Origin of the sequence: Enterobacter cloacae complex sp. R_G8 (genome assembly GCF_024599795.1) — a bacterium.
Lineage (GTDB): Bacteria > Pseudomonadota > Gammaproteobacteria > Enterobacterales > Enterobacteriaceae > Enterobacter > Enterobacter dissolvens.
Genome location: NZ_CP102246.1, coordinates 4,422,841 through 4,446,626 on the forward strand (window position 1 = coordinate 4,422,841; position 23,786 = coordinate 4,446,626).

General features: G+C 54.2%; 25 protein-coding genes and 3 tRNA genes. 12 read left to right on the forward strand and 16 right to left on the reverse strand.

Going from position 1 to position 23,786, the window contains the following annotated elements:
• Window positions 1–27 precede the first annotated feature (27 nt).
• Window positions 28–1,044 carry a lipoate--protein ligase LplA gene (lplA, locus tag NQ842_RS20850; protein ID WP_063426326.1) on the forward strand — a complete coding sequence of 339 codons (1,017 nt, stop codon included), beginning with the start codon at window positions 28–30 and terminating at the stop codon, window positions 1,042–1,044.
• A gap of 61 nt (window positions 1,045–1,105) precedes the next feature.
• Here lplA and deoD read toward each other — a convergent pair whose 3' ends face one another.
• From deoD to deoC, 4 genes are all read right to left on the reverse strand, one after another.
• Window positions 1,106–1,828, reverse strand: coding sequence for a purine-nucleoside phosphorylase (deoD, locus tag NQ842_RS20855; protein WP_013095492.1), 723 nt, complete (start codon window positions 1,826–1,828; stop codon window positions 1,106–1,108).
• An 83-nt stretch (window positions 1,829–1,911) separates the two neighbouring features.
• Window positions 1,912–3,135 (reverse strand): phosphopentomutase, encoded by a 1,224-nt coding sequence (gene deoB / locus NQ842_RS20860; RefSeq protein WP_028015441.1) that lies wholly within the window; start codon window positions 3,133–3,135, stop codon window positions 1,912–1,914.
• Between the two features lie 53 nt (window positions 3,136–3,188).
• Window positions 3,189–4,511 (reverse strand): thymidine phosphorylase, encoded by a 1,323-nt coding sequence (deoA, locus tag NQ842_RS20865; RefSeq protein WP_014830578.1) that lies wholly within the window; start codon window positions 4,509–4,511, stop codon window positions 3,189–3,191.
• A 100-nt stretch (window positions 4,512–4,611) separates the two neighbouring features.
• The gene (gene deoC, locus NQ842_RS20870) at window positions 4,612–5,391 is read right to left on the reverse strand and encodes a deoxyribose-phosphate aldolase (protein WP_050859406.1); all 780 of its coding nucleotides are present in this window, start codon (window positions 5,389–5,391) and stop codon (window positions 4,612–4,614) included.
• A gap of 262 nt (window positions 5,392–5,653) precedes the next feature.
• Here deoC and NQ842_RS20875 point away from each other — a divergent pair, with 262 nt between their 5' ends.
• Together NQ842_RS20875 and NQ842_RS20880 are read left to right on the forward strand one after the other, a co-directional pair.
• Window positions 5,654–7,201, forward strand: a complete 1,548-nt coding sequence (locus NQ842_RS20875) for a YjjI family glycine radical enzyme (protein ID WP_257256272.1) — start codon at window positions 5,654–5,656, stop codon at window positions 7,199–7,201.
• Window positions 7,176–8,036, forward strand: a complete 861-nt coding sequence (locus NQ842_RS20880) for a YjjW family glycine radical enzyme activase (RefSeq protein WP_257256273.1) — start codon at window positions 7,176–7,178, stop codon at window positions 8,034–8,036. Before NQ842_RS20875 ends, NQ842_RS20880 begins: the two co-directional genes overlap by 26 nt.
• On the opposite strand, the gene NQ842_RS20885 is transcribed toward NQ842_RS20880, so the two are convergent.
• The 8 genes from NQ842_RS20885 to NQ842_RS20920 form a co-directional block, all read right to left on the reverse strand.
• Window positions 8,031–8,813: a TatD family hydrolase gene (locus NQ842_RS20885; protein ID WP_163281504.1), complete on the reverse strand. Its 783-nt coding sequence runs from the start codon at window positions 8,811–8,813 to the stop codon at window positions 8,031–8,033. The genes NQ842_RS20880 and NQ842_RS20885 overlap by 6 nt on opposite strands.
• Complete coding sequence (locus tag NQ842_RS20890) at window positions 8,810–9,862, reverse strand: patatin family protein (RefSeq protein ID WP_014830573.1); 1,053 nt, start codon at window positions 9,860–9,862, stop codon at window positions 8,810–8,812. The genes NQ842_RS20885 and NQ842_RS20890 overlap by 4 nt, the downstream gene beginning before the upstream one ends.
• 120 nt (window positions 9,863–9,982) lie before the next feature.
• On the reverse strand, window positions 9,983–10,144 hold the full coding sequence (locus NQ842_RS20895) for a DUF1328 domain-containing protein (RefSeq protein WP_003856556.1): 162 nt from the start codon (window positions 10,142–10,144) through the stop codon (window positions 9,983–9,985).
• 127 nt (window positions 10,145–10,271) lie between these two features.
• Complete coding sequence (osmY, locus tag NQ842_RS20900) at window positions 10,272–10,889, reverse strand: molecular chaperone OsmY (RefSeq protein WP_014830572.1); 618 nt, start codon at window positions 10,887–10,889, stop codon at window positions 10,272–10,274.
• Window positions 10,890–11,189: 300 nt separating this feature from the next.
• Window positions 11,190–12,779 (reverse strand): peptide chain release factor 3, encoded by a 1,590-nt coding sequence (gene prfC, locus NQ842_RS20905; RefSeq protein WP_014830571.1) that lies wholly within the window; start codon window positions 12,777–12,779, stop codon window positions 11,190–11,192.
• Between the two features lie 92 nt (window positions 12,780–12,871).
• Window positions 12,872–13,549, reverse strand: a complete 678-nt coding sequence (gene yjjG / locus NQ842_RS20910; protein WP_257256275.1) for a pyrimidine 5'-nucleotidase — start codon at window positions 13,547–13,549, stop codon at window positions 12,872–12,874.
• A 20-nt stretch (window positions 13,550–13,569) separates the two neighbouring features.
• Window positions 13,570–14,013 carry a ribosomal protein S18-alanine N-acetyltransferase gene (gene rimI / locus NQ842_RS20915; RefSeq protein ID WP_014830569.1) on the reverse strand — a complete coding sequence of 148 codons (444 nt, stop codon included), beginning with the start codon at window positions 14,011–14,013 and terminating at the stop codon, window positions 13,570–13,572.
• On the reverse strand, window positions 13,982–14,395 hold the full coding sequence (locus tag NQ842_RS20920) for a DNA polymerase III subunit psi (protein WP_046889370.1): 414 nt from the start codon (window positions 14,393–14,395) through the stop codon (window positions 13,982–13,984). The genes rimI and NQ842_RS20920 overlap by 32 nt, the downstream gene beginning before the upstream one ends.
• A gap of 102 nt (window positions 14,396–14,497) precedes the next feature.
• On the opposite strand from NQ842_RS20920, the gene rsmC reads away from it, so the two are divergent.
• The 4 genes from rsmC (at window position 14,498) to NQ842_RS20940 (ending at window position 16,018) form a co-directional block, all read left to right on the forward strand.
• A complete protein-coding gene (gene rsmC, locus NQ842_RS20925; protein ID WP_014830567.1) occupies window positions 14,498–15,526 on the forward strand; it encodes a 16S rRNA (guanine(1207)-N(2))-methyltransferase RsmC in 1,029 nt (342 codons plus the stop codon).
• Window positions 15,527–15,698: 172 nt separating this feature from the next.
• Window positions 15,699–15,785: transfer RNA gene (locus NQ842_RS20930), tRNA-Leu, on the forward strand.
• A gap of 28 nt (window positions 15,786–15,813) precedes the next feature.
• Window positions 15,814–15,900, forward strand: a tRNA-Leu gene (locus NQ842_RS20935).
• A gap of 31 nt (window positions 15,901–15,931) precedes the next feature.
• A tRNA-Leu gene (locus tag NQ842_RS20940) sits at window positions 15,932–16,018 on the forward strand.
• A 42-nt stretch (window positions 16,019–16,060) separates the two neighbouring features.
• Here NQ842_RS20940 and NQ842_RS20945 read toward each other — a convergent pair.
• Entirely contained in the window at window positions 16,061–16,330 is a 270-nt protein-coding gene (locus NQ842_RS20945) for a DUF1435 domain-containing protein (RefSeq protein WP_072094890.1), read from the reverse strand.
• A gap of 217 nt (window positions 16,331–16,547) precedes the next feature.
• Here NQ842_RS20945 and NQ842_RS20950 point away from each other — a divergent pair, with 217 nt between their 5' ends.
• Complete coding sequence (locus NQ842_RS20950; protein WP_047360276.1) at window positions 16,548–17,612, forward strand: diguanylate cyclase; 1,065 nt, start codon at window positions 16,548–16,550, stop codon at window positions 17,610–17,612.
• A 94-nt stretch (window positions 17,613–17,706) separates the two neighbouring features.
• Window positions 17,707–18,495 carry a siderophore-iron reductase FhuF gene (gene fhuF / locus NQ842_RS20955; RefSeq protein WP_257256276.1) on the forward strand — a complete coding sequence of 263 codons (789 nt, stop codon included), beginning with the start codon at window positions 17,707–17,709 and terminating at the stop codon, window positions 18,493–18,495.
• Window positions 18,496–18,573: 78 nt separating this feature from the next.
• Here the strand turns inward: fhuF and NQ842_RS20960 are convergent, their stop codons facing one another.
• Window positions 18,574–19,920 carry a PTS sugar transporter subunit IIC gene (locus tag NQ842_RS20960; RefSeq protein WP_257256277.1) on the reverse strand — a complete coding sequence of 449 codons (1,347 nt, stop codon included), beginning with the start codon at window positions 19,918–19,920 and terminating at the stop codon, window positions 18,574–18,576.
• Window positions 19,921–20,248: 328 nt separating this feature from the next.
• On the opposite strand from NQ842_RS20960, the gene NQ842_RS20965 reads away from it, so the two are divergent.
• Window positions 20,249–20,707, forward strand: a complete 459-nt coding sequence (locus NQ842_RS20965) for a YbaK/EbsC family protein (RefSeq protein ID WP_014830562.1) — start codon at window positions 20,249–20,251, stop codon at window positions 20,705–20,707.
• A 42-nt stretch (window positions 20,708–20,749) separates the two neighbouring features.
• Here NQ842_RS20965 and bglJ read toward each other — a convergent pair whose 3' ends face one another.
• Both bglJ and NQ842_RS20975 read right to left on the reverse strand, forming a co-directional pair.
• Window positions 20,750–21,385, reverse strand: a complete 636-nt coding sequence (gene bglJ / locus NQ842_RS20970) for a DNA-binding transcriptional activator BglJ (RefSeq protein WP_014830561.1) — start codon at window positions 21,383–21,385, stop codon at window positions 20,750–20,752.
• Window positions 21,382–22,116 carry a LuxR C-terminal-related transcriptional regulator gene (locus NQ842_RS20975; RefSeq protein WP_063412193.1) on the reverse strand — a complete coding sequence of 245 codons (735 nt, stop codon included), beginning with the start codon at window positions 22,114–22,116 and terminating at the stop codon, window positions 21,382–21,384. Before NQ842_RS20975 ends, bglJ begins: the two co-directional genes overlap by 4 nt.
• A 412-nt stretch (window positions 22,117–22,528) precedes the next feature.
• Between NQ842_RS20975 and NQ842_RS20980 the strand changes: the two genes are divergently transcribed.
• Together NQ842_RS20980 and NQ842_RS20985 are read left to right on the forward strand one after the other, a co-directional pair.
• On the forward strand, window positions 22,529–23,305 hold the full coding sequence (locus NQ842_RS20980) for a threonine/serine exporter ThrE family protein (RefSeq protein ID WP_043951563.1): 777 nt from the start codon (window positions 22,529–22,531) through the stop codon (window positions 23,303–23,305).
• Entirely contained in the window at window positions 23,296–23,769 is a 474-nt protein-coding gene (locus NQ842_RS20985) for a threonine/serine exporter (protein WP_014830558.1), read from the forward strand. Before NQ842_RS20980 ends, NQ842_RS20985 begins: the two co-directional genes overlap by 10 nt.
• Window positions 23,770–23,786 lie beyond the last annotated feature (17 nt).

Genomic DNA, 23,786 nt, shown 5'->3' on the forward strand with positions numbered 1-23,786 from the left:
CGGATGATTTGGAAAAGGAACTCTGCCATGACGACGTTACGCCTGCTGCTCTCTGACTCTTACGATCCGTGGTTTAATCTCGCGGTGGAAGAGTGCATCTTCCGCCAGATGCCCGCCACCCAACGGGTGCTATTCCTCTGGCGCAACGCCGACACGGTGGTCATTGGCCGCGCACAGAATCCGTGGAAAGAGTGTAACACCCGTCGTATGGAAGAGGACAACGTCCGTCTGGCGCGCCGCAGCAGCGGCGGTGGTGCGGTATTCCACGATCTGGGCAACACCTGCTTTACCTTTATGGCGGGTAAGCCGGAATACGACAAGACCATCTCAACGTCCATTGTCCTCAACGCACTTAATTCACTCGGCGTGTCGGCTGAAGCCTCCGGGCGTAACGACCTGGTGGTCAAAACACCCGACGGCGATCGCAAAGTGTCAGGCTCTGCCTATCGCGAAACACTGGATCGCGGATTTCACCACGGCACCCTTCTTCTTAACGCCGATCTCAGCCGTCTGGCGAACTACCTGAATCCCGACAAGAAAAAACTGCAGGCCAAAGGGATCACCTCCGTGCGGGGGCGCGTGGCCAACCTGATTGAGCTGCTGCCGGGCATCACTCACGCGCAAATCTGCGAGGCGATCCAGGAAGCCTTCTTTGCCCATTACGGTGAGCGCGTGGAGGCAGAGGTGATCTCCCCGGATAAAACCCCGGATCTGCCCAATTTCGCCGAAACCTTTGCCCGGCAGAGTAGCTGGGAGTGGAACTTCGGTCAGGCGCCAGCCTTTTCACACCTGCTGGACGAACGCTTTACCTGGGGCGGCGTGGAGCTGCATTTTGACGTGGAGAAGGGCCATATCACCCGCACACAGGTGTTTACCGATAGCCTGAACCCGGCACCGCTGGAAGCACTTGCGGCACGTTTACAGGGCTGTTTGTACCGGGCGGATATGCTGCAGCAGGAATGCGACGCGTTGATTGGGGATTTTCCGGAGCAGGAAAATGAGCTGCGGGAGCTGTCGGGGTGGATTGCACAGGCCGTACGCTAAGTGCAGTTTGGTGCCCTCACCCCAGCCCTCTCCCACAGGGAGAGGGAGGGAAGAGACAGAATTACTCTTTATCGCCCAGCAGAACGGATTCCAGCGCGATTTTGATCATGTCGTTGAAGGTAGTCTGACGCTCAGCAGCCGTGGTCTGCTCGTGGGTACGGATATGGTCAGATACGGTGCAGATGGTCAGTGCCTTCGCACCGAACTCAGCCGCGACGCCGTAGATGCCCGCCGCTTCCATTTCCACGCCCAGGATGCCGTACTTTTCCATCACGTCGAACATCTCGCCGCCGTCCGGCGCATAGAACAGATCCGCGGAGAACAGGTTACCCACGCGGGCATCAACGCCCAGCGCTTTCGCCGCGTCAACCGCGTTACGCACCATGCCGAAGTCAGCAATCGCCGCGAAGTCATGATCTTTAAAACGCATGCGGTTAACTTTGGAATCGGTGCAGGCACCCATACCGATCACCACGTCACGCAGTTTAACGTCCATGCGCACCGCGCCGCAGGAGCCAACACGGATGATTTTCTTCACGCCGAAATCGGTGATCAGCTCTTTGGTGTAGATGGAGCAGGATGGGATACCCATACCGTGGCCCATCACGGAGATTTTGCGGCCTTTGTAAGTGCCGGTGAAGCCCAGCATGCCGCGAACGTTGTTCACTTCACGCACGTCTTCCAGGAAAGTTTCTGCAATGTGTTTCGCGCGCAGCGGGTCGCCCGGCATCAATACGACGTCAGCGAAGTCACCCATTTCTGCGTTAATGTGAGGAGTTGCCATCTTCAGTTCCTTTTCATTGTAAATTCGCCCTCTCCCCGTGGGAGAGGGTTGGGGTGAGGGCATCAGGCCGCACCCAACATAACTCAGAACATCGCCTTGCCATATTCCATGTCAGACGTGCCAAAATATTTCGCAATCGTCTGGCCGATGTCCGCGAAGGTTTCACGGTGACCGAGCGAGCCCGGTTTCACTTTCGGGCCGTACACCAGCACCGGAATGTGCTCACGGGTGTGGTCAGTACCGGTCCAGGTCGGGTCACAGCCGTGGTCGGCAGTCAGGATCAGAATGTCATCTTCACCCACCAGCTCCATCAGCTCTGGCAGACGACGGTCGAACAGCTCCAGACCGGCCGCATAACCAGCCACGTCGCGACGGTGGCCCCAGGAGGAGTCGAAGTCGACGAAGTTGGTGAAGACAATAGTCTTATCACCCGCTTCTTTCATCTCTTTGATGGTGGCGTCAAACAGCGCATCCAGACCGGTGGCTTTCACTTTCTTGGTGATACCGCAGTTGGCGTAGATATCCGCGATTTTACCTACAGAAACCACGTGGCCGCCTTTCTCATCAACCAGTTTCTGCAGTACGGTCGGTGCCGGTGGCTCAACGGCCAGATCGTGACGGTTACCGGTACGCTGGAAGTTACCCGCTTTGTCGCCGATAAACGGACGCGCAATAACGCGACCGATGTTGTAGCCGCCTTCGGTCAGCTCTTCACGGGCGATTTCACACAGCTCGTACAGTTTATCCAGGCCAAACGTCTCTTCGTGGCAGGCAATCTGGAACACGGAGTCAGCAGAGGTGTAGAAAATCGGCTTGCCGGTTTTCATGTGCTCTTCGCCGAGCTGATCCAGAATTACGGTACCGGAAGAGTGGCAGTTACCGAGGTAGCCCGGCAGGTTGGCACGCTTCACCAGTTTATCCAGCAGCTCCTGTGGGAAGCTGTTCTCGTGATCGGAGAAATAGCCCCAGTCAAACAGAACTGGCACACCGGCAATTTCCCAGTGACCGGACGGGGTATCTTTACCGGAAGAGAGCTCATGCGCCCAGGCGTAAGCGCCCACCACTTCCGCGTTGCCGTCCATACCGGCAGCGATTTTACCGGTAGAACCTTCATGCGCTTTCACCAGACCGAGGCGGGTCAGGTTGGGCAGAGTCAGAGGGCCTTTACGACCGTTGTCCGCTTCGCCTTTCGCACAGGCTTCCGCGATGTGACCCATGGTATCGGAACCCACGTCACCAAAACGTTCTGCATCTTCGGTTGCGCCGATGCCGAATGAGTCCAGCACCATAATAAATGCACGTTTCATAATTGTTCTCCGTACGTAGTGCTTCAAAAATTATCGATCAGATCAGTATACCGCTATTCGGTGATACGGCGATAGACAGTCGGTGTGGTTTCTGGCGCTTTATCAGCAAGCGTAATGGCCGCTTTCACCGCTTTCGCCGCTTCCTGCCAGCTGGCTTCGTCTTTGGCGTGGATCACCGCCAGCGGACGTTGACCGTCAACGCTGTCGCCCAGACGGGCCATATCGGTAAAGCCGACGCTGTAATCAATAGTGTCAGATGCCTGACGACGGCCGCCGCCCATCGAGACCACCGCCATGCCGAGCGCACGGGTGTCCATAGCGGAGACGAAACCTTCGCTATCGGCATACACCGCTTTGCTGAGCGTCGCGGTCGGCAGGTACTTCGCGTAGTTTTCCACGAAATCGGTCGGGCCTTTCTGCGCCGCCACCATGCGGCCGAAGATCTCTGCCGCTTTGCCGTTATCCAGCACCGCCTGCAACTTCGCACGCGCGTCAGCATCGTCTTTGGCCAGCTTGCCGGAAATCAGCATCTCCACGCACAGCGCCATAGTGACGTCGAACAGGCGCGGGTTGCGGTAAACGCCTGTCAGGAACTGCACGGCTTCACGCACTTCAACCGCGTTACCGGCGCTGGATGCCAGCACCTGGTTCATGTCGGTCAGCAGCGCGGTGGTGCGCACGCCCGCGCCGTTGGAGACGCCAACGATCGCTTCGGCCAGCGCTTCAGAGAGTTCATAGGTTGGCATAAACGCGCCGCTGCCCACCTTCACGTCCATCACCAGCGCGTCCAGCCCTTCCGCCAGCTTCTTCGCCAGAATAGAGGCGGTGATCAGCGGGATAGAGTCAACGGTTGCGGTGATATCGCGGGTCGCGTAGAAACGCTTGTCTGCCGGCGCAAGAGAGCTGGTCTGGCCGATAATCGCCACGCCAACGTCTTTAATAATGTCGCGGAAGCGGTTGTCATCCGGGAAGATATCAAAGCCCGGAATGGCTTCCAGTTTGTCGAGCGTACCGCCGGTATGCCCCAGGCCGCGCCCGGAGATCATCGGGATGTAACCACCGCAGGCCGCTACCATCGGGCCGAGCATCAGAGACGTGACATCACCTACGCCGCCGGTGGAGTGTTTATCAACAATCGGACCGTTGAGGTTGAGGCTCTTCCAGTCCAGTACGGTTCCTGAATCTCGCATCGCCATGGTCAACGAGACACGCTCAGGCATCGACATATCGTGGAAGAAGATGGTCATCGCCAGGGCAGCAATTTGCCCTTCAGAGATGGTGTTATCCCGAATGCCATTGATAAAGAAGCGGATCTCTTCGTCGCTTAATGCATGACCATCACGTTTTTTACGAATAATTTCTTGTGCGAGAAACACGGTAACCCCCATGAGGAATCGGGTGAACGGTGGCGGGCAAGGTTTGCCCAACCACGATCGGGTAGGCCGGGTAAGCGTAGCGCCACCCGGCAATTCAAACTTAGTAGCTGCTTGCGCTCTTACCGTCGCCGTGACCCAGCGCTTTCAGCAGGCTTGCCAGCAGGCTGGACGCGCCGAAGCGGTAGTGACGGGAATCGGCCCAGTCGGAGCCGAACAGCTCGTCGGCAATCGCCAGGAACTGCTGCGCGTCTTCCGCAGTACGCACGCCGCCCGCCGGTTTAAAGCCCACTGTTTTGGACACGCCCATATCGCGGATCACTTCCATCATGATGCGCGCGCTTTCCGGGGTCGCGTTCACCGGCACTTTACCGGTTGAGGTTTTAATGAAATCGGCACCGGCTTTGATGGAGATTTCGGACGCTTTACGAATCAGCGCTTCTTCTTTCAGTTCGCCAGTTTCGATGATCACTTTCAGCAGCACATTTGCCGCGGCACACGCCTCTTTACAGGCTTTCACCAGGTCAAAGCCCACCTGCTCGTTGCCCGCAATCAGCGCACGGTACGGGAATACCACGTCCACTTCGTCTGCGCCGTAAGCAATCGCCGCGCGGGTTTCGGCCAGCGCAATATCGATATCGTCATTGCCGTGCGGGAAGTTAGTGACGGTTGCAATGCGCACGTCCGGGGTACCCTGCTCTTTCAACGTTTTGCGGGCAATCGGGATAAAGCGCGGATAGATGCAGACAGCGGCAGTGTTGCCCACTGGCGTTTTCGCCTGATGGCACAGGGCGATGACTTTTTCATTAGTGTCGTCATCGTTCAGGGTGGTCAGGTCCATCAGTTTCAACGCGCGCAGGCTGCTTGCAGTTAAATCGGTCATAACATTCTCCAACGGCGGTGCCGTATCAATTTTACCTTGCGGGTCTGTGAGTATTCTAACATCCACCCGCATTCACACTTCGACATTCATCACAGTTAATGAAAACTACGTACAAATTTGCATTACTGTAATGAGATCTGCTTCAAACTTTAATGCGTAAACTGCTGACGAATGCAGCGATTCCCCTTGTCAGATCAAAAGCCCTGACGGGATGGCTTCCTACAATCCGTTCATCATCCGCAGAACACTCAAGGAAGCGAACATGCCCCACGCCAGCCCCGACACCCTGCAACAACGTTGCCAGCACATTGTGACAAGCCCGGTGTTAAGCCCGGAACAAAAACGTCATTTCCTGGCGCTGGAAGCGGAAAACACTCTGCCTTATCCGGCACTTCCTGATGCCGCACGTGCCGCGCTGGACAAGGGATTCATCTGCGACATGTTCGAAGGCCATGCACCTTACAAACCCCGTTATGTTCTGCCGGATTACGCAACGTTTCTGGCTAAGGGTTCAGAATGGCTGGAGCTGGAGGGGGCGAAAGATCTGGATGATGCCCTCTCGCTGTTAACCATTCTCTACCATCATGTTCCGTCCGTCACATCGATGCCGGTCTATCTCGGTCATCTTGATGCCTTACTGCAACCTTATGTTAGAATTCTAACACAAGAAGAGATTGATAGCCGAATAAAACGTTTCTGGCGCTATCTCGACAGAACGTTGCCGGATGCCTTCACGCACGTCAACATCGGTCCGGCAGATACGCCTGTCACCCGTGCCATTCTGCGTGCCGAGGCAGAACTGAAGCAGGTCTCACCGAATCTGACGTTTATTTATGACCCGGACGTGACGCCGGACGATCTGCTGCTCGAGGTGGCAAAAAACATCTGTGAGTGCAGCAAACCGCATATTTCCCATGGACCGGCGAATGATAAAATTTTCACAAAAGGACGCTATGGCATCGTGAGCTGTTACAACTCGCTGCCGCTGGCGGGCGGTGGCAGCACGCTGGTCCGCCTCAATCTGCGGGCGATTGCTGAACACAGCACGTCACCCGATGATTTCTTCACCCGCATGTTGCCGCACTACTGCCAGCAACAAATCGCCATCATTGATGCCCGCTGCGCGTTTCTCTATCAACAATCCGGCTTCTTTGAGAATAGCTTTCTGGTGAAAGAGGGGCTGATTGATGCCGATCGCTTTGTCCCGATGTTTGGCATGTACGGTCTGGCAGAAGCGGTGAATACGCTCTGCGAGAAGGCGGGCATTGAAGGCCGTTACGGTAAAAGCGAGAAGGCCAACGCGCTGGGCTATCGCATCAGCGAACAGCTGGCGGCGTTTGTGGAAAACACGCCGGTGAAATACGGCTGGAAACAGCGTGCGATGCTCCATGCGCAGTCAGGAATAAGTTCCGATACCGGTACGACGCCGGGCGCGCGTCTGCCGTACGGCGATGAGCCGGATCCGATCAGTCATCTGCTGGCCGTGGCGCCACATCACCCGCACTACCCCGCCGGGATCAGCGACATTCTGACGCTGGATGAGACAATAAAACGCAATCCGCAGGCGATCGTTCAGCTGTGTCTGGGCGCATTCAAGGCCGGTATGCGGGAATTTACCGCCAACGTAGCCGGTAACGATCTGGTGCGTGTGACCGGGTATATGGTGCGTCTGTCGGATCTGGAACAGTACCGCGAAGCCGGTTCGCGCACCAATACCACCTGGCTTGGCGAAGAAGCCGCACGCAATACCCGCATTCTGGAACGTCAGCCGCGCGTGGTCAGCCATGAACAGCAGATGCGCTTTAGTTAGTCAGGTTATCCCCTTCTCCTGCGTGGACGGGCCGGGCAGCCGCCTGGCCCTCTTCCTGCAGGGTTGTAACCTGCGCTGTAAAACCTGCCACAACCCGTGGACCATTGGGCGCTGCAACGACTGCGGCGACTGCGTGCCCCACTGCCCGCACGCTGCGCTGACCATTCAGGCCGGACGCGTCTGGTGGCAGGAGAGTCACTGTCAGCAGTGCGATACCTGCCTGCATCTGTGCCAGCAACAGGCCACGCCAATGGCGCATCGCCTGAGCGTGGAGGAGATCCTCACGCAGATCCACAAAGCCGCCCCCTTTATTGAAGGGGTCACCGTGAGCGGCGGCGAGGCCACCACCCAGCTACCGTTCCTGGTGGCCCTGTTCGCGGCGATCAAAGCCGATCCCGCCCTGCGCCACTTAACGTGTCTGGTGGACAGCAACGGTCTGCTGGGGGAAACCGGCTGGCAAAGACTGCTGCCGGTACTGGATGGTGCGATGGTGGATCTGAAGGCCTGGGGAAACGAACATCATCGCGTGCTGACCGGGCGCGAAAACCCGCAGATTAAGCAGAGCATTCGCTGGCTGGCGCAGCAACAGCGGCTGACGGAACTGCGTTTACTGGTGATCCCTGAGCAGTGCGATTATCTGCAACATCTCAGGTCCCTGACGACGTTTATCCTCGGGCTTGGGAACGTCCCGGTGCGCATTAATGCCTTTCACGCGCACGGCGTTTACGGCGAGGCGGCGTCATGGCGCAGCGCCACGCCGGAGGATATCGAGCCGCTGGCGCTGGCACTGGAAAAACAGCACATCGCGGTGATCCGCCCCGCACTTTACCTATAGCGTAATGCCAAACAGCGCGCGGGTATTTTCCAGCAGCGCATTCGCGATCACCGCTTCTGGCTCATCACGCAATTCACACAGCGTGGTAAACACACGTGCCGCCTGTTCCGGGCGGTTCGGCTGCCCCTGAAAACCGTTTAACGGCATATCCGGAGCATCCGTTTCCAGTAACAAGGCGGACAGCGGCAGTTGCGCCATCACGTCGCGCGTTTTACTGGCTCGCGGATAGGTAATGGTGCCACCTACGCCTATCTTATAGCCCAGTTCAATAAAACGCAGCGCCTGCTGCAGGCTACCAGAGAAGCCATGCACGACCCCTTTTCGCGGCAGATCGATGCGTTTCAGGTGCATCGCCAGTTTGTCGTGCGTACGTCGGGAGTGGAGGATTACCGGCAGATCGTGCCGCTTTGCCAGTCTGAGCTGGGCATCCAGTATCGTCTGCTGGCGTTCAAACCGGGGATTGTCTCGATAAAGATCGAGGCCGATCTCACCAATAGCGACCAGTTTATTTTCGCGGGTTTGCAGCGCCGCATCCAGTACGTCGAGATGTTCGTCCAGATGATGCTCAATCACGATCGGGTGCAGACCGAGCGCGGCATAAAGGGCATCATGGCGGCGGGCGAGGTCGAGTACGCGATCGAAATATGCCGCTTCGATCGCAGGCACAACGATCGCCTCTACCCCCGCCTGAGCGGCACGCTGAATACTGGCCGTCTCATCTCCCGTAAACGGCGGAAAATCAAAATGGCAGTGGGTATCGACAAAGCGGTGCGTCACGCCAGATCCTCGTTATCCAGTAAAGCGTCATTTGCCTGCGGGACATCCACCAGCGGCACCGCCAGCGGATCGTTAGCCACAATCGCAGGCGGCGTAATAATGTGCTTATGCCGATGCAGGGGTGGTTGCTCCGCCAGCATTTTTCCGACCGTCGCCAGGAAGTAGCGCCCGCACAGCCGTCCCGTTTTATAATCTGCACGCAACGCAGGGACACGACTGCCAAGCGCCATACTGATCAGCGGTTTCGGCGGATAAATTTCAAAAATCCGCAGCTTACCTGGCGGTTTTTCGATAAAGCGCTGCATGGCGCCGTAGGTCGTTTCATGCTGCTTTGCAATATTCACCAGGTGTTGCAGGCTGCTGTCGCCTAACCAGCGCTCCATGCGTTTAAACCACTGCGGGGTGTAGTACATTTGCGACGGCACAGTCCGGATCACCACGATGGTTTTCGCCCCCCGCCGGGCCGCTTCCTGCACCGGCACCGCGTCACTGATCCCGCCGTCCAGATAGCTGATGCCATCCAGCAGCGCACCGGTACGATAAAAACCGGGAATGGCGCTGGAGGCGCGAATGATGTCCAGCCAGTTCTCCTTTTGCGGAGAGAAGTAGCCCGGGGAATAATCATCGCCACGGCTGGCGCACATCCAGAACTCTTTGCCGCTGTCAAACAGACGGGCGGCGGTGTCCATCGCCAGCGGCATCTGGCTGGAGGTGGATTCAAGCAGCCAGTCGAGATCGATCAGGTTGCCGCCGCGCACGAAGCGCACCGGGTTAAAAAATTCTTTCGCCGTGGTGTAGCGCATAATGACTTTTCGCGCGTAGCCAGGCTGGTTACAGACATAGGCAGACAGGTTCTGCGCCCCGGCAGACGTGCCGAAGTAAAGGTCAAACGGGTTAAACTGCGCGCGCATAAATTCATCCAGCACGCCAGCGGTGAAAATACCGCGCTGTCCGCCGCCCTCACACACGAGTGCGAGTTGCCCTGCGCGAAACGGTTCTAACGTCAGCGGCGCAATATTGCCGAGCGTAACGGGAATTCGTTGCCCCACCTCTGCTTTCCTGTTTTGATTATTCTGTTACACCACAGTAACGCACCCGACCTGCAACGCAAATAAGAAAAAGCCAGTCGCAGTGACTGGCTTTTCTTTGTTGACAGAATATTGCGTTTGCTACGGACGTCGACGTCCCGTGAACAGGCTGACCAGGAACAGAATGATACCGACCACAAAGACAATTTTAGCTGCCCAGGCCGCTGTACCCGCCAGTCCGCCAAAGCCCAAAGCGGCGGCAATTAACGCGATAACCAGAAATATAATGCCCCAACGAAACATAAGCCTCTCCTTTACCATAGTTAATGTCGGCCGCTATATATGAGCGCTCAGGTCACTCATCGGCGTTTTTCCAGAGTCATTCTTATTTCGCCCGCAGGCTTCAGCCTGACGGGCGAGTCGTGCAGGTTTACTTCGCTTTAAGATCGTTTTTGACGCTTTTCACACCATCAATCGCTTTCGCGATGGATTCGGCGCGGTCAATCTGCGCCTGGGAATCTACCGTACCGGAAAGCTGGACCACACCGTCGGTGGTTTCCACTTTCACCTTACGAGACGGCACGATGTCATCTGCTAAAAGTTTAGCTTTGATTTCGCTGGTCGTAGCGGCATCTCCGGCATAGCCTTTCACTGAGCTGGTTTTGCTGTCACGGACGTGCAGTTTGTCGCTTACAGACGCCACGCCCTCAACACCTTTCGCCACTTTTACAGCCTGTTCGGCCTGGGCCTGGCTTTCAACAAAGCCACTCAGGGTGACAACTTTTTGCTCGGTTTTGACGGAAATATCGGTGCTCTTAATCGCTTCATCATCCACCAGCGCGGCTTTCACTTTTGCTGTGATTGAGCTGTCGTCCATGAAATTACCGACTTTATTCATAGAGCTATCGATTTTTTCCCCTGCGCTATTTGCAGTGGACTGAGCTTTATCCATGGTGCTGGTTTCCGCCAGGGCGGAGCCGCTTACCAGAACGCTACCCAATGTCACAGCCAGCAGAGTTTTAGAAATCTTCAGTCTTGTCATATTCATCGATGTATTCCTGTGTTTTGCCCGTTATTCGGGCTACATACTTCCTTAGTAGTTTTATATATCGCGAATAAACACACGAGCAAAATGGAGAACCTAAAGTCATGCATTGAACAGTTTATTCATCCACGCCCGGTGCTAAACACTGAGTTAAATATAGATCACTCTCACAGTGACGCTTTCAGATTTGGGCAAAAAACGAGCAAAAAGCGTGAAATTGCGATGAATTAAGAACATTCCGCAAGAGACTAATAAGACAGGAAATAAAGAAGAGCACGGCGGCTGCCGTGCTCTGAGAGGGGATTAGTGTTCGCGTGTTTTGCGGAACTGTACGTCAGGATAACGTTCCTGCGTCAGGTTCAGGTTAACCATGGTTGGGGCGATATAGGTCAGATTATCACCGCCATCCAGCGCCAGCTGAACTTCGTTCTTACGCTTGAACTCTTCGAATTTCTTCACGTCAGCACATTCAACCCAGCGCGCGGTCGCCACGTTGACCGATTCGTAAATCGCTTCCACGTTGTACTCACTCTTCAGACGCGCAACCACTACGTCGAACTGCAGCACACCCACCGCACCCACGATCAGATCGTTATTCGCGATTGGGCGGAAGACCTGCACTGCCCCCTCTTCGGAAAGCTGTACCAGCCCTTTCAGCAGCTGTTTCTGCTTCAGCGGATCTTTCAGGCGAATGCGGCGGAACAGTTCTGGCGCGAAGTTCGGAATACCGGTGAACTTCATCATTTCGCCCTGGGTGAAGGTATCGCCGATCTGGATGGTGCCATGGTTATGCAGACCGATGATGTCACCCGGATACGCTTCTTCCACGTGCGAGCGGTCGCCCGCCATGAAGGTCAGCGCGTCGGAAATCACTACATCTTTACCGATACGCACCTGGCGCAGCTTCATGCCCTTTTCATACTTGCCGGACACCACGCGCATAAAGGCCACACGGTCACGGTGTTTCGGGTCCATATTGGCCTGAATTTTAAAGACAAAGCCGGTGAACTTCTCTTCCTTCGCTTCCACTTCACGGGTATCGGTTTTACGCGGCATCGGCTGCGGAGCCCACTCCACCAGACCGTCGAGCATGTGGTCGACGCCAAAGTTACCCAGTGCGGTACCAAAGAAGACCGGGGTGATTTCGCCGCTCAGGAACAACTCTTTGTCGAATTCGTGAGACGCGCCTTTTACCAGTTCCAGCTCGTCACGCAGCTGCGCGGCCAGCTCTTCACCCACCGCGGCGTCCAGGTCCGGGTTATCCAGACCTTTCACAATGCGCACGTCCTGAATGGTATGGCCTTTACCGGTCTGGTACAGATACGTTTCGTCTTTATAAAGGTGGTAAACACCTTTGAACAACTTACCGCAGCCAATTGGCCAGGTGATTGGCGCACAGGCGATCTTCAGCTCGTTTTCCACTTCATCCATCAGCTCCATCGGGTCACGGATGTCACGGTCGAGTTTGTTCATGAAGGTGAGGATCGGCGTGTCGCGCAGACGGGTCACTTCCATCAGCTTACGGGTACGATCTTCTACACCTTTCGCGGCGTCGATGACCATCAGACAGCAGTCCACTGCCGTCAGCGTACGGTAGGTATCCTCGGAGAAGTCTTCGTGCCCCGGGGTATCCAGCAGGTTCACCAGACAATCGTGATACGGGAACTGCATCACGGAGGTGGTAATCGAAATACCACGCTGCTTTTCCATCTCCATCCAGTCAGATTTTGCATGTTGGCTGGAGCCACGGCCTTTTACGGTACCGGCGGTCTGAATCGCCTGTCCGAACAGCAGCACCTTCTCGGTGATGGTGGTTTTACCGGCATCCGGGTGCGAGATAATGGCAAAAGTGCGGCGCTTGGCCACCTCTTGCAGATAAGGAGACAACGTCATAATCAAATCTTCTTATATAAGCGCGACAGCAGGCCGCGCATCATGGAATACGAAAAATGCGGCTATTTTACCCATCAATGGGGGGCAGGCAATCATTGTTTACACAGGAGCTGCTCCAGTTCGTTCAACGACGTCACGGTCCAGGTCGGCTCGATACCTTCAGGCTTCACGCGGCCATGCGCATTTAACCAGACGGTCGACAGACCAGAATTGATGCCACCCAGAATATCCGACTCGGCGGTATCGCCTACCATCAACACACGGTCACGATCGGGTTTGCCGGCTTGCGCCAGCGCATAATCAAAAATACGCGGATCCGGCTTCGGCACGCCCACCTCTTCTGAGATCACCAGCGCGTCGAAATGATCGCGCAGTCCCGTGCGCTCAAGGCGGATCTGCTGCAGCGCGGTAAAACCGTTGGTGATGATCCCCAGTTTGACCTTGCCTTTCAGCGAATCGAGCAGGGAAACCGCCCCCGGCAGCGGCGCGCAGATATCGGCCATTGCATTAAGGAATGCCTCGTTCAACGCACCTGGACTCACGTTTAACCGTTCAGCCCAGGCATCAAAACGCTGGTGCTGAAGTTGTAACGCAGTGATGGCACCGTTCTGGTAATCCACCCAAAGCGGTTTATTCACCGCCTGATAGTCCTGAAAATCTTCAGCGGTGAAGGTCACGCTATAATCCAGAAACATCCGCTGTAGACCACCGAACGAATCAAACGTAAACAGCGTTTCGTCGGCGTCAAAGAAAATCCAGTCCCATTTCATCGTTACAACCTTATTTTTCGTTATCCAATCGGCAGAGCCATAATGATGGCGTCTTCACGTCCCTCTGCGGTCGGGTAGTAGTTACGGCGGATTGTCGCCTCGTTAAAGCCTAAGCTTTCATAGAGCGCGATGGCGGCGACATTTGACGCGCGCACCTCCAGCCACAGGGTGAAAACGTCACGGGTTTCGAGCTCACGAATGAGATGCGTAAGCAGTTCCCTTCCCAGTCCACGGCGCTGAAACGCGGGATCCACCGCGATATTAAACAGCGTGGCCTCATCCAGAACGACCTGGGTTATCGCAAACGCGGCCAGGGTGCCGTCAACGTCCAGGCGGTAATTCAAATACCGTTCGCCCTGGTTGCTGGCGAGTGTCTTTTCGCTCCACGGAAACGCATGGGCGCGTGTTTCAATCGCGTACGCCGCACGCAGATCAGGCGTCGTGAGGGAAGAAATCGTGTTCATAGTCGCAGATTTGTTGCCATAGCGCGCTTCGCGCTTTTGGATTGGCTTTCAGCTCTTCCAGCACGGGTGAGCTGATCTGACTCCCCGGAAGGGATATCTCGTTTGTTTCGCCCATGCGCCAGCTGTTGCAGTGGCTATCAGGAGGAAGCATGGCGACCCTGTCCGGTGTCAGCTGTAAAACCTGGTCGGCCGTCAGCTTCAGGCTGCGAAGGACATCACCGATCAGAGCATCATTCAGGGCAGGCAGTTCTTCCGCCACCATCACCAGGCGAACATGCGCAGGGATGGCGATAGCGATTTCGCCCTGCAACGCCGTCGGGCGACGCAAAGCCCACTGGGTGATGCCCAGTTGCTGCAACTGCCAGTCTCGTCGGGATGTCATAGGGAAAACTCCTGTCTCTCAGGCGCGCAAATATAGCAAATGTGTCGAAAGTGCGCCATCTACCTACTATAATCCCCGCCTGAGTTTATTGAGGAACAATTCATGTCTGCATTTACCCCGGCAAGTGAAGTCTTGCTGCGTCACAGTGATGATTTCGAACAAAGCCGTATTCTGTTTGCCGGAGATATGCAGGATGACCTGCCCGCGCGTTTCGACTGTGCAGAAAGCCGTGCCCATACCCAATACTACCACCACTGGCAGGTGCTGAGCCGCCAGATGGGCGAGCGCGCACGCTTTAGCCTGGTGGCGGAACAGAGTGATGTCGCTGACTGCGACACGCTGATCTACTACTGGCCGAAGAACAAACCGGAAGCGCAGTTCCAGCTGATGAATCTGCTCTCCCTGCTGCCGGTCGGCTGCGATATTTTTGTGGTTGGTGAGAACCGCAGCGGTGTGCGAAGCGCAGAGCAGATGCTGGAAGCGTACGCCCCGCTGAACAAAGTCGACAGTGCCCGTCGCTGTGGTCTGTACCACGGTCGTCTGGAAAAACAGCCATCCTTCGATGCCGGGACATTCTGGGACGCGTATCAGCTTGATGGCCTCACCATAAAAACCCTGCCGGGCGTTTTCAGCCGTGACGGACTGGACGTGGGCAGCAAACTGCTGCTCTCCACGCTGACGCCGCACACCAAAGGCAAAGTACTGGACGTTGGCTGTGGCGCAGGGGTGCTGGCAACGGTGCTGGCAAGCCACTCACCAAAAGTCCGCCTGACGCTCTGTGACGTCAGTGCGCCAGCGGTCGAAGCCAGCCGTGCGACGCTCGCCGCCAACGGATTTGAAGGCGAAGTCTTTGCCAGCAACGTCTTCTCAGACGTTACCGGTCGGTTCGACATGATCATCTCCAACCCGCCGTTCCACGATGGCATCGAAACCAGCCTTGAAGCGGCGCAAACGCTGATCCGTGGCGCAGTGCGTCACCTGAACAGCGGGGGTGAACTGAGGATCGTCGCTAACGCCTTCCTGCCGTACCCGAAAGTGCTGGATGAGACCTTCGGCTTCCATGAAGTTATCGCGCAAACGGGCCGCTTTAAGGTCTACCGTACCGTGATGACGCGTCAGGCTAAAAAATAATCTACCCTGCCTGTCTGCCGGTTAAGCGCCAGCGCCATCCGGCAGACAGGGCCCCCGTTCCGACCATTTTTGCAGCAATCAAAACAACGTGCGCAATTTTCTGTTGACGTAAAGCTCAAAACATCTAGAATGCGCCTCCGTGGTTACGATACTTTTACAGTATCGATGGTATGCGAAGGTGGCGGAATTGGTAGACGCGCTAGCTTCAGGTGTTAGTGTCCTTACGGACGTGGGGGTTCAAGTCCCCCCCCTCGCACCATAAATCACGTTGATATTGCTCGCACTGGGCGAAGGTGGCGGAATTGGTAGACGCGCTAGCTTCAGGTGTTAGTGTTCTTACGGACGTGGGGGTTCAAGTCCCCCCCCTCGCACCAACGAGGCGATATCAAAAAGTAAGATAACTGTGCGAAGGTGGCGGAATTGGTAGACGCGCTAGCTTCAGGTGTTAGTGTCCTTACGGACGTGGGGGTTCAAGTCCCCCCCCTCGCACCAATTATCTTGCATCCTCTCTGCAGTCCTTCTTGTTATTCCCAGTTATTTCAAACTCATCAGTATCACCAGAATTCCACTGACCAGCGCGACGCATGATGGCAACAAAACAAAGTGCCGTAATTGCTTATGCCAGATCATTGCTGATGTCACCAGCAGCCCTGACACAATGATGGCTTTCCAGAGTTCAATGGAGAGATCGGCATACATCAGACCGCCGAGAATGGCGCCCGGCAGTAATACCCCCCAACCACTTCCTAACACCCGGCTCAACATGATTTGCCCTCTCATATCGATAATGATAACCAATATCATATGATAGACATTATCATTTGTCAGTACCTATAATTAAAAACCATGGCCGTTTACCTTTCCCGTAATGACAGGAATTGCCTAAGGTGATAAATTGCCCACCTGTTAACTACTCATAAAGTTTCTCTGATAATTACTCTTTTGATTTTTTTGCTTCCATTATTGCGAAACAACACCTATTTATCTGTTTTAATTAAATTTTAATAAAAAACGCACTACTATGACATCACAATCCTGGCGGTCTTTAGTCAACAGCAAATATCAGTTATCGTTACGTTTATTTTTATTTCTGAACGCAACCTCCGCGGTGTTCTCGGTAACAAATCCGCTCTATTCTGTACGCCTGTTATCCTTCCCCCTGCTGGCTATTTTTACACTCAGTACGGGATTGTTGCTCTGGCACTGGAAAAAGCGTACCCGCAGAGTAAATATTCCTGTGGTTTCAGCGATCTTCGGTATTTTATGGGCCTGGCAAATTGTCTCGAAATTTTCGTTAATTACGCACGATCGCGAGACGTATTTGATCATAGCGCTATTAACGGTGCTTTTTATCGGGTCTCTTGCATTCGCGATTAATATCAAAGCGTTTACTCTTCATTCATTACCCGCATTTATTGTCTGCCTGTGGTTAAGCACCCCTGAGCACTGGCTGAGAATGACCTACTCTTTCGTTCTGCCGGTTGTGGCTATAGGTGTTCACAACGTTTTGCAAAGGCGTAACGATCGCTTCGCTCAGGAGTTACTTTCCCGGTTACTGGAAGAACGGGAAACCCTGACCGATCTCAGCATGATGGATCCGCTTACCGGCCTGTATAACCGTCGCGGCCTGCAAAGTCGGCTGGGAAATCTGCCTGCGGTGGAAAATGGCGAACACTTTGTCCTGCTGATGGATATCGACCACTTCAAGGCCTATAACGACCACTACGGCCATATGATGGGCGACCAGGCGTTGATCCGCGTCTCTGCGGCAATCCGGGATGCCGTGCGCTCGCGGGATATTGTGGCGCGTTTCGGCGGCGAAGAATTTATGGTGCTGCTGACGAACATTTCACTGGATCATGCCCGCCAGACGGCAGAGCGTATTCGCCAGAAAGTCTATGATTTGAAAATCCCGCATATGTTCAATGAAAGCGTGGCGACCAACGTCACTATCAGCATTGGTATTGCTATTTTTGAGGATGAAGACGTAGAAGGCGCGCTGGAAAAAGCAGATAAAGCCCTCTACGAAGCGAAGCATCTCGGGCGCAATAACATTCTCCTCAGCGAAGAATTACAGGCGGTTTAAGCGCAACGTTCTCTGTGCAGGACAAAAGTCTTGCCATCGGTATGAGCAATAGTTAGGATTGGCAATCATTATCATTTAGATTTCTATCTATATTATGGCCACGCATACCGCACATACTGTTGAACCACTCATCTGGCGAGCCCGTCTCACCTCGGGGAATTCTTCGCTTGCGGAAGCCATACGCGAAAAGATAACGGAAACCCGCGCCCATCTGCTGGACTTTATCAAACTGGATGAGCCGCATCCGCACCACGCCATGACCCTGGCACAGTGGCGTCAGCCGGCAAAACGCCAGTCACTGCTGGCGACATATTCCGACCATATCTATCGCAATCAACCCACCCTTACGCGGGAATATAAGCCCCTGCTCTCCCTCTGGGCACAATGGTATATCGGCCTGATGGCACCTCCGCTGATGCTGGCGTTGCTCACCCAGGAGACCATGCTGGATCTCTCCCCGGACTATTTTCACGTTGAGTTCCACGAGACAGGACGTGCGGCCTGTTTCTGGATCGATCTTCACGAAGATCCAACGGCAATGCATCTCTCTGCTACGCAGCGGATGGAGCAACTCGTGACCCGCGCCCTGATGCCGGTGGTTAATGCTCTGGAAGAGACGGGAGAGATCAACGGGAAGCTTATCTGGAGTAATACTGGCTATTTAATCCACTGGTATTTGACGGAAATGAAGCCTCTGCTCGGTGATGAGAAGGTGGATGCCCTGCGTCAGTCCTTATTCTTTACGAAACAGCTTGCGGATGGCCGCGATAACCCGTTATTCCGTACCGTGGTACCTCGTGACGGCCTTCTGGTGCGTCGCACCTGCTGCCAGCGCTATCGCCTGCCGGACGTTCAGCAGTGCGGGGATTGTACGCTGAAGTAGTCAGGACCGGCCTGATGCCCTCACCCTGCCCCTCTCAAACACTAAAAACGGCAACTCATGTTGCCGTTTTGCTTTTACCTAGGCCATCTGCTGATTTTCCGCTTCCGCATTACGCTGCGCTTCTTCCGCTTCCTGCTCCAGCAGCTGCTTCTCGTACACTTTGAAGAACGGGAAGTAGATGATGGCGGAGACACACGCAAGTACCACCACCAGAATGGCCGCACGGAAATCCCAGCCCAGGGCCCATGCTGCGCCCACAGGCGCCGGTGCCGTCCACGGCACAACAGAGATCACGCGACTAATCAGATCAAACTTCATTGCCGCCCAGGCCAGCACAGCGTTAACCATTGGCGCCAGCAGGAACGGAATAAAGAACACCGGGTTCATAACAATCGGCGTACCAAAAATGACAGGTTCGTTAATGTTAAAGATGCTTGGCACCACGCTCAGACGCCCGATTGAGCGCAGATGCGCTGAACGACTGCGCAGGTAGCAGAACACCAGTCCCATTGTCGCGCCCGATCCCCCAATCACGATAAAGAACGTCCAGAACGCCTCCATAAAGATATGTGGCAGAGGCTGGCTTGCCGCCAGCGCAGTCTGGTTAGCCCCGAGATTGGTCAGCCAGAACATCTGCAGCATTCCGGAAACAATTGCCGCTCCGTGGATCCCCGCAAACCACAGCAAATGGCCGATCAACACCGCCAGCAGGATCGCAGGCAGAGAGTCTGCGGCAGAAACCAGCGGTTTGAAGAGAGACATAATGGCCTGGGGGATCAGCATGCCAAACTGAGACTGAATCAACAAACTCAGCGGATAAAGCGTCAGCACGACCACCAGCACCGGGATCAGTAGGTCAAAGGAGTTTTTGATCATCGGTGGTACCTGGTCGGGCAGACGGATACCAATATTGTGTGCTTTCAGGAAACGCATCATCTCGACGCAATAGATTGCCACCAGAATCGCGGTGAAGATCCCCGTACCGCCCAGACTGTCTACGGGCAGCGCGCCTTTGGTTTTCGGCGCAGCCACCAGCAGAAACGCCATCAGCGACAGCATGGCGCACATGAACGGGTCTAACTGATGTGATTTCACATAGTGTTTGCCAAGGTTATAGGCAATAGCCGCACAAATATAAATGGACATAATGCCCATCGTCATATCGAACGGGGTCAGGATTTGGCCTTCAAATTGCTTTGCCATATCCAGCCAGGCCTGCGCGAAGCCCCAGGTAGTGTCTGGCGAAAACGGTGGGTAAGCAAAGACCAACAAAAATGAACCGACAATCATGAATGGCATTGCGGAGATAAACCCGTCACGGATAGCCATGACATGACGCTGGGAAGAGATCCGCCCGGCAATAGGACTAACGTAATTTTCAACGAAACGAAATATCAGATTAAACGCAGCATGGTTGGCAGACATAGCAGATCTCCTGTCAGACGTTCGGTACGGGCGCTTTCACACCACACGTTGTTCCATAAATCAGCTTCACAACCTTGCTGGCTCGTGTACCAGCGGTACTGCTCAGACGGAATGGTTTCATAATGTGCTCTTATTATTGGATACAGGGGACGTTACGCCTTCAGTATTAATCTCTCAATGACGCTCTGCAACCGGTTACTGTAACCGGTTTCTGTGAATGTGAAGGCGATCCAGAAATCGGCCATGAGGGATATTTGTTACTTAAGAGATATTTACAGCCTATAAATTCTTGTGACAGATTACGCAGGATATTAGTCAGGAGGAAACAATGAGTTTGCAGTCTGTACAGCAGTTTTTTGCCGACAACGCTCCGGATATAGAAGTCATAGAACTGGGTGAGAGTACCGCGACCGTTGCGCTGGCTGCTGCCGCTCATCGCGTTGAGCCGGGACAAATCGCCAAGACGCTATCGCTGAAAGTTAAAAATGAAGTGATCCTGGTGGTAGCTAAAGGCGATGCGCGTCTGGATAACAAAAAACTGAAAGATACCTTTGGTGCGAAAGCGCGCATGCTCAGTAGTGATGAAGTGGTAACCATCACGGGTCATCCCGTTGGAGGAGTATGCCCGTTCGGGCTGGAAAACCCACTCTCTGTGTACTGCGATGTTTCATTAAAACAGTACGCTGAAGTACTACCCGCTGCGGGCGCAATTCACAGTGCCGTACGTATTTCACCAGACCGGATGGCAGAGCTGACATCCGCAAAGTGGGTCGATGTGTGCATTTGATTGATGTGCCAGTGTCTATCTGGCGCATCATTCAATTCCTGATTATAAAAATGCCGGCGAGCCTGACACCGCATAGCGCATGTCTCTTGCCGGAAGGTGAGTAAGAATATCCGCCGCATCCAGTAGCCCTACGTCAGAATTCACTCCCAATTTAACCATCGCATTAAACTTATGTGCCCGGATAGTCTTAATATTGCGTTCCAGTTGTGCCGCAATTTCAGGGATGGAAAATCCGAAAGACATATAACGTAATATTGCTCGCTCTGTTGGGCTTAACATTCTGTTTTGATTCACATACCAGTGGTTCAACATATTGTCATTGATATGATGCGTTTCACTCAATAACACCACCAGCTCCTCCTGCAGGTGGCTAAGCGGTACCGATTTACTAATAATGCCGTGCAGACGAGAAGGCGACAAATGGCTGATCAACCGCGCTTCCACATCATCAGATGCCAGCACAATGCGCTGGATATTACCGTGCGTGAACGCGAGATCACGCAGGGATGCCAGACAGTTACGACGCTCCTCACGCGCGTCAGAGAGTGAATAGATCACCGAGAAAAAAGAGACGCCGGGAAGCGCCTGTTTAAAGCTTTCGAATTGGCTGAAGAGGTGCAGTTGATACTGGCTGAGCATGGGCATAGCAAAAAGATGCTGCAGCCCAACGGCACTCATTGTGCAATTTTCGATGACAGCGATATGTCGTGTGGTGTCGGTTTTTTCCATTCCTCGTACTCTCCATAGGCTGATAGTAAACTCAGCTCTCTCATTCCCTGTGCACTGTTAATCCAGGCGTACATATCGGCATTGCTACGCAGCGACAATCGTCGCATCGCGCTGTTTTTCTGCGCGCTGATCGTTTTGTTGCTCTTCTTAAGCAAAGTCGCAATCTGATTAATGCCCCAGCCCTTGCCTAACAGACGCAGCACTTTGCGTTCGGAGTGGGTGAGCGCCACAAATGGCTCGTCGTCTTCAGCAGCAACCACTTCAGGAGACAATAACGTCTGGCTTATCCGCTCCGCCCGCTCGCTCCCTGCACGAATAGCATTAATCACGCCTTCAATCGGTTCCATTTCAGAAAGCAGCGTACTTTCCGGCCGCATAAGCAGTTCCACTGCGACGGGATAAAGGGGACGAGAGACCAGAAAAATCCAGTGAATATCCCGATATTGATTCAGTAAGCTGTAATACCCTTCAAGCGTCCCCCGGGGTTTCCTGTATTCGCCTGAAATATCGGCAATAATGACGTCGGCCCGGCGAAGCTGGAGCAGCGTTAACTCCTGCAACGAGCGGCAATATGTCAATTCAAATTCAGGGAAATGGTTTGACATAACGCTGCCTAGCCCGCTTTGCATCACGGGTACCCTGCTAATTACTACGCCATGCTTACCATTCAATGACAACATAGACCCTCCGTGTCCATTTTTCATTTGATGAGTAACGTTTACACGCATCAAGATTTACGTATTTTCGTCCCTGAGTGTAAGACTGATTAATACAAGCAGAAGATGAGATATGTTCTTAGGTTAAGAAATGCCTAAAACAACGGTAATATCTCACAAAGCACAATTAAATTTAATTGCAAAGACATTAAAAGAACGAAAATATAAAATAAGAATAACTTAATATAAATACTTTATATTTTAGAATATTTAAATTCATCGCATTTATATATTATCGCATCCGCTTTCGCGAACCGGACGTGAACTGTTTGCAAGAATCTTGATCTAACCCAGAGCAAGGGATACCGCACTTTGTGCTAAAAGTAAGCATTGAGGGCCAACAGGCAAGCGATTCATCAACTCTTCGGGACACTACATGCAGGCAGAAATATCAATGCAGCGTGCCATCACGCGGCTATGTATTCAGTGCGGGCTTTTCCTGCTCCAGCACGGGGCAGAGAGTGCCCTGGTCGAGGAGCTTTCGACGCGTCTGGGGCTGGCATTGGGGATGGATAGCGTCGAAAGCGCGATTTCATCAAACGCCATCGTGCTGACCACCATCAAAGACGGTCAGTGCCTCACCTCTACCCGTAAAAACCACGACCGCGGCATTAACATGCACGTTGTGACCGAAGTACAGCATATCGTCATTCTGGCTGAACATAAGCTTCTCGACCTCAAAGAGATAGAAAAACGATTTAATCAAATCAAGCCATTACGTTATCCGCGCTGGTTGGTGGTGTTAATGGTGGGACTGTCGTGCGCCTGTTTTTGTAAGCTCAATAAAGGGGGCTGGGACGGCGCGTTCGTGACCTTTTGCGCCAGCAGCATTGCCATGTATGTTCGCCAGGTGCTGACGCACCGGCAACTGCACCCACAAATTAACTTCTGCATCACCGCTTTTGTCGCCACGACGGTTTCCGGGCTGCTGCTGCGCCTGCCGCAGTTTGCCAACACGCCCACCATCGCCATGGCCGCCAGCGTGCTCCTTCTGGTGCCGGGCTTCCCGTTAATTAACGCTGTTGCCGACATGTTTAAAGGGCATATCAATACCGGCCTGGCACGCTGGGCGATTGCCAGCCTGCTCACGCTGGCGACCTGCATCGGCGTGGTAATGGCCATGACACTGTGGGGGTTACGCGGATGGGCGTGATAACGTTTCTGCTGGCACTGGCGCAGGACATGTTTCTGGCCGCCATTCCGGCCGTCGGCTTTGCAATGGTGTTCAACGTCCCGCAGCGCGCCCTGCCGTGGTGCGCGCTCCTGGGCGCAATCGGCCATGGCTCGCGAATGATCATGATGACCGCCGGTTTTAATATCGAGTGGTCGACCTTTATGGCCTCCATGCTGGTCGGCAGCATTGGTATTCAGTGGTCGCGCTGGTATCTGGCCCATCCCAAGGTGTTTACCGTCGCGGCCGTCATCCCAATGTTCCCGGGCATTTCCGCTTACACGGCCATGATCTCAGCGGTAAAAATCAGCCACTTTGGCTATACCGAGCCACAAATGATCCTGCTCCTGAGCAACTTTCTTAAGGCCTCTTCTATCGTTGGCGCGCTCTCGATTGGGTTGTCGATCCCAGGACTGTGGCTTTACCGCAAACGCCCGCGCGTTTGATGTTTGTGTTATTTCGC

Bases quoted from the DNA above. Each gene is read 5' to 3' on its own strand.
- lplA (WP_063426326.1), top strand. From the start codon at position 28: ATGACGACGTTACGCCTGCTGCTCTCTGACTCTTACGATCCGTGGTTT.
- deoD (WP_013095492.1), bottom strand. From the start codon at position 1,828: ATGGCAACTCCTCACATTAACGCAGAAATGGGTGACTTCGCTGACGTC.
- deoB (WP_028015441.1), bottom strand. From the start codon at position 3,135: ATGAAACGTGCATTTATTATGGTGCTGGACTCATTCGGCATCGGCGCA.
- deoC (WP_050859406.1), bottom strand. From the start codon at position 5,391: ATGACCGATTTAACTGCAAGCAGCCTGCGCGCGTTGAAACTGATGGAC.
- NQ842_RS20875 (WP_257256272.1), top strand. From the start codon at position 5,654: ATGCCCCACGCCAGCCCCGACACCCTGCAACAACGTTGCCAGCACATT.
- NQ842_RS20880 (WP_257256273.1), top strand. From the start codon at position 7,176: ATGAACAGCAGATGCGCTTTAGTTAGTCAGGTTATCCCCTTCTCCTGC.
- NQ842_RS20895 (WP_003856556.1), bottom strand. From the start codon at position 10,144: ATGTTTCGTTGGGGCATTATATTTCTGGTTATCGCGTTAATTGCCGCC.
- osmY (WP_014830572.1), bottom strand. From the start codon at position 10,889: ATGAATATGACAAGACTGAAGATTTCTAAAACTCTGCTGGCTGTGACA.
- prfC (WP_014830571.1), bottom strand. From the start codon at position 12,779: ATGACGTTGTCTCCTTATCTGCAAGAGGTGGCCAAGCGCCGCACTTTT.
- yjjG (WP_257256275.1), bottom strand. From the start codon at position 13,549: ATGAAATGGGACTGGATTTTCTTTGACGCCGACGAAACGCTGTTTACG.
- rimI (WP_014830569.1), bottom strand. From the start codon at position 14,013: ATGAACACGATTTCTTCCCTCACGACGCCTGATCTGCGTGCGGCGTAC.
- NQ842_RS20920 (WP_046889370.1), bottom strand. From the start codon at position 14,395: ATGACATCCCGACGAGACTGGCAGTTGCAGCAACTGGGCATCACCCAG.
- rsmC (WP_014830567.1), top strand. From the start codon at position 14,498: ATGTCTGCATTTACCCCGGCAAGTGAAGTCTTGCTGCGTCACAGTGAT.
- NQ842_RS20945 (WP_072094890.1), bottom strand. From the start codon at position 16,330: ATGATATTGGTTATCATTATCGATATGAGAGGGCAAATCATGTTGAGC.
- NQ842_RS20950 (WP_047360276.1), top strand. From the start codon at position 16,548: ATGACATCACAATCCTGGCGGTCTTTAGTCAACAGCAAATATCAGTTA.
- fhuF (WP_257256276.1), top strand. From the start codon at position 17,707: ATGGCCACGCATACCGCACATACTGTTGAACCACTCATCTGGCGAGCC.
- NQ842_RS20960 (WP_257256277.1), bottom strand. From the start codon at position 19,920: ATGTCTGCCAACCATGCTGCGTTTAATCTGATATTTCGTTTCGTTGAA.
- NQ842_RS20965 (WP_014830562.1), top strand. From the start codon at position 20,249: ATGAGTTTGCAGTCTGTACAGCAGTTTTTTGCCGACAACGCTCCGGAT.
- bglJ (WP_014830561.1), bottom strand. From the start codon at position 21,385: ATGAGTGCCGTTGGGCTGCAGCATCTTTTTGCTATGCCCATGCTCAGC.
- NQ842_RS20975 (WP_063412193.1), bottom strand. From the start codon at position 22,116: ATGTTGTCATTGAATGGTAAGCATGGCGTAGTAATTAGCAGGGTACCC.
- NQ842_RS20980 (WP_043951563.1), top strand. From the start codon at position 22,529: ATGCAGGCAGAAATATCAATGCAGCGTGCCATCACGCGGCTATGTATT.
- NQ842_RS20985 (WP_014830558.1), top strand. From the start codon at position 23,296: ATGGGCGTGATAACGTTTCTGCTGGCACTGGCGCAGGACATGTTTCTG.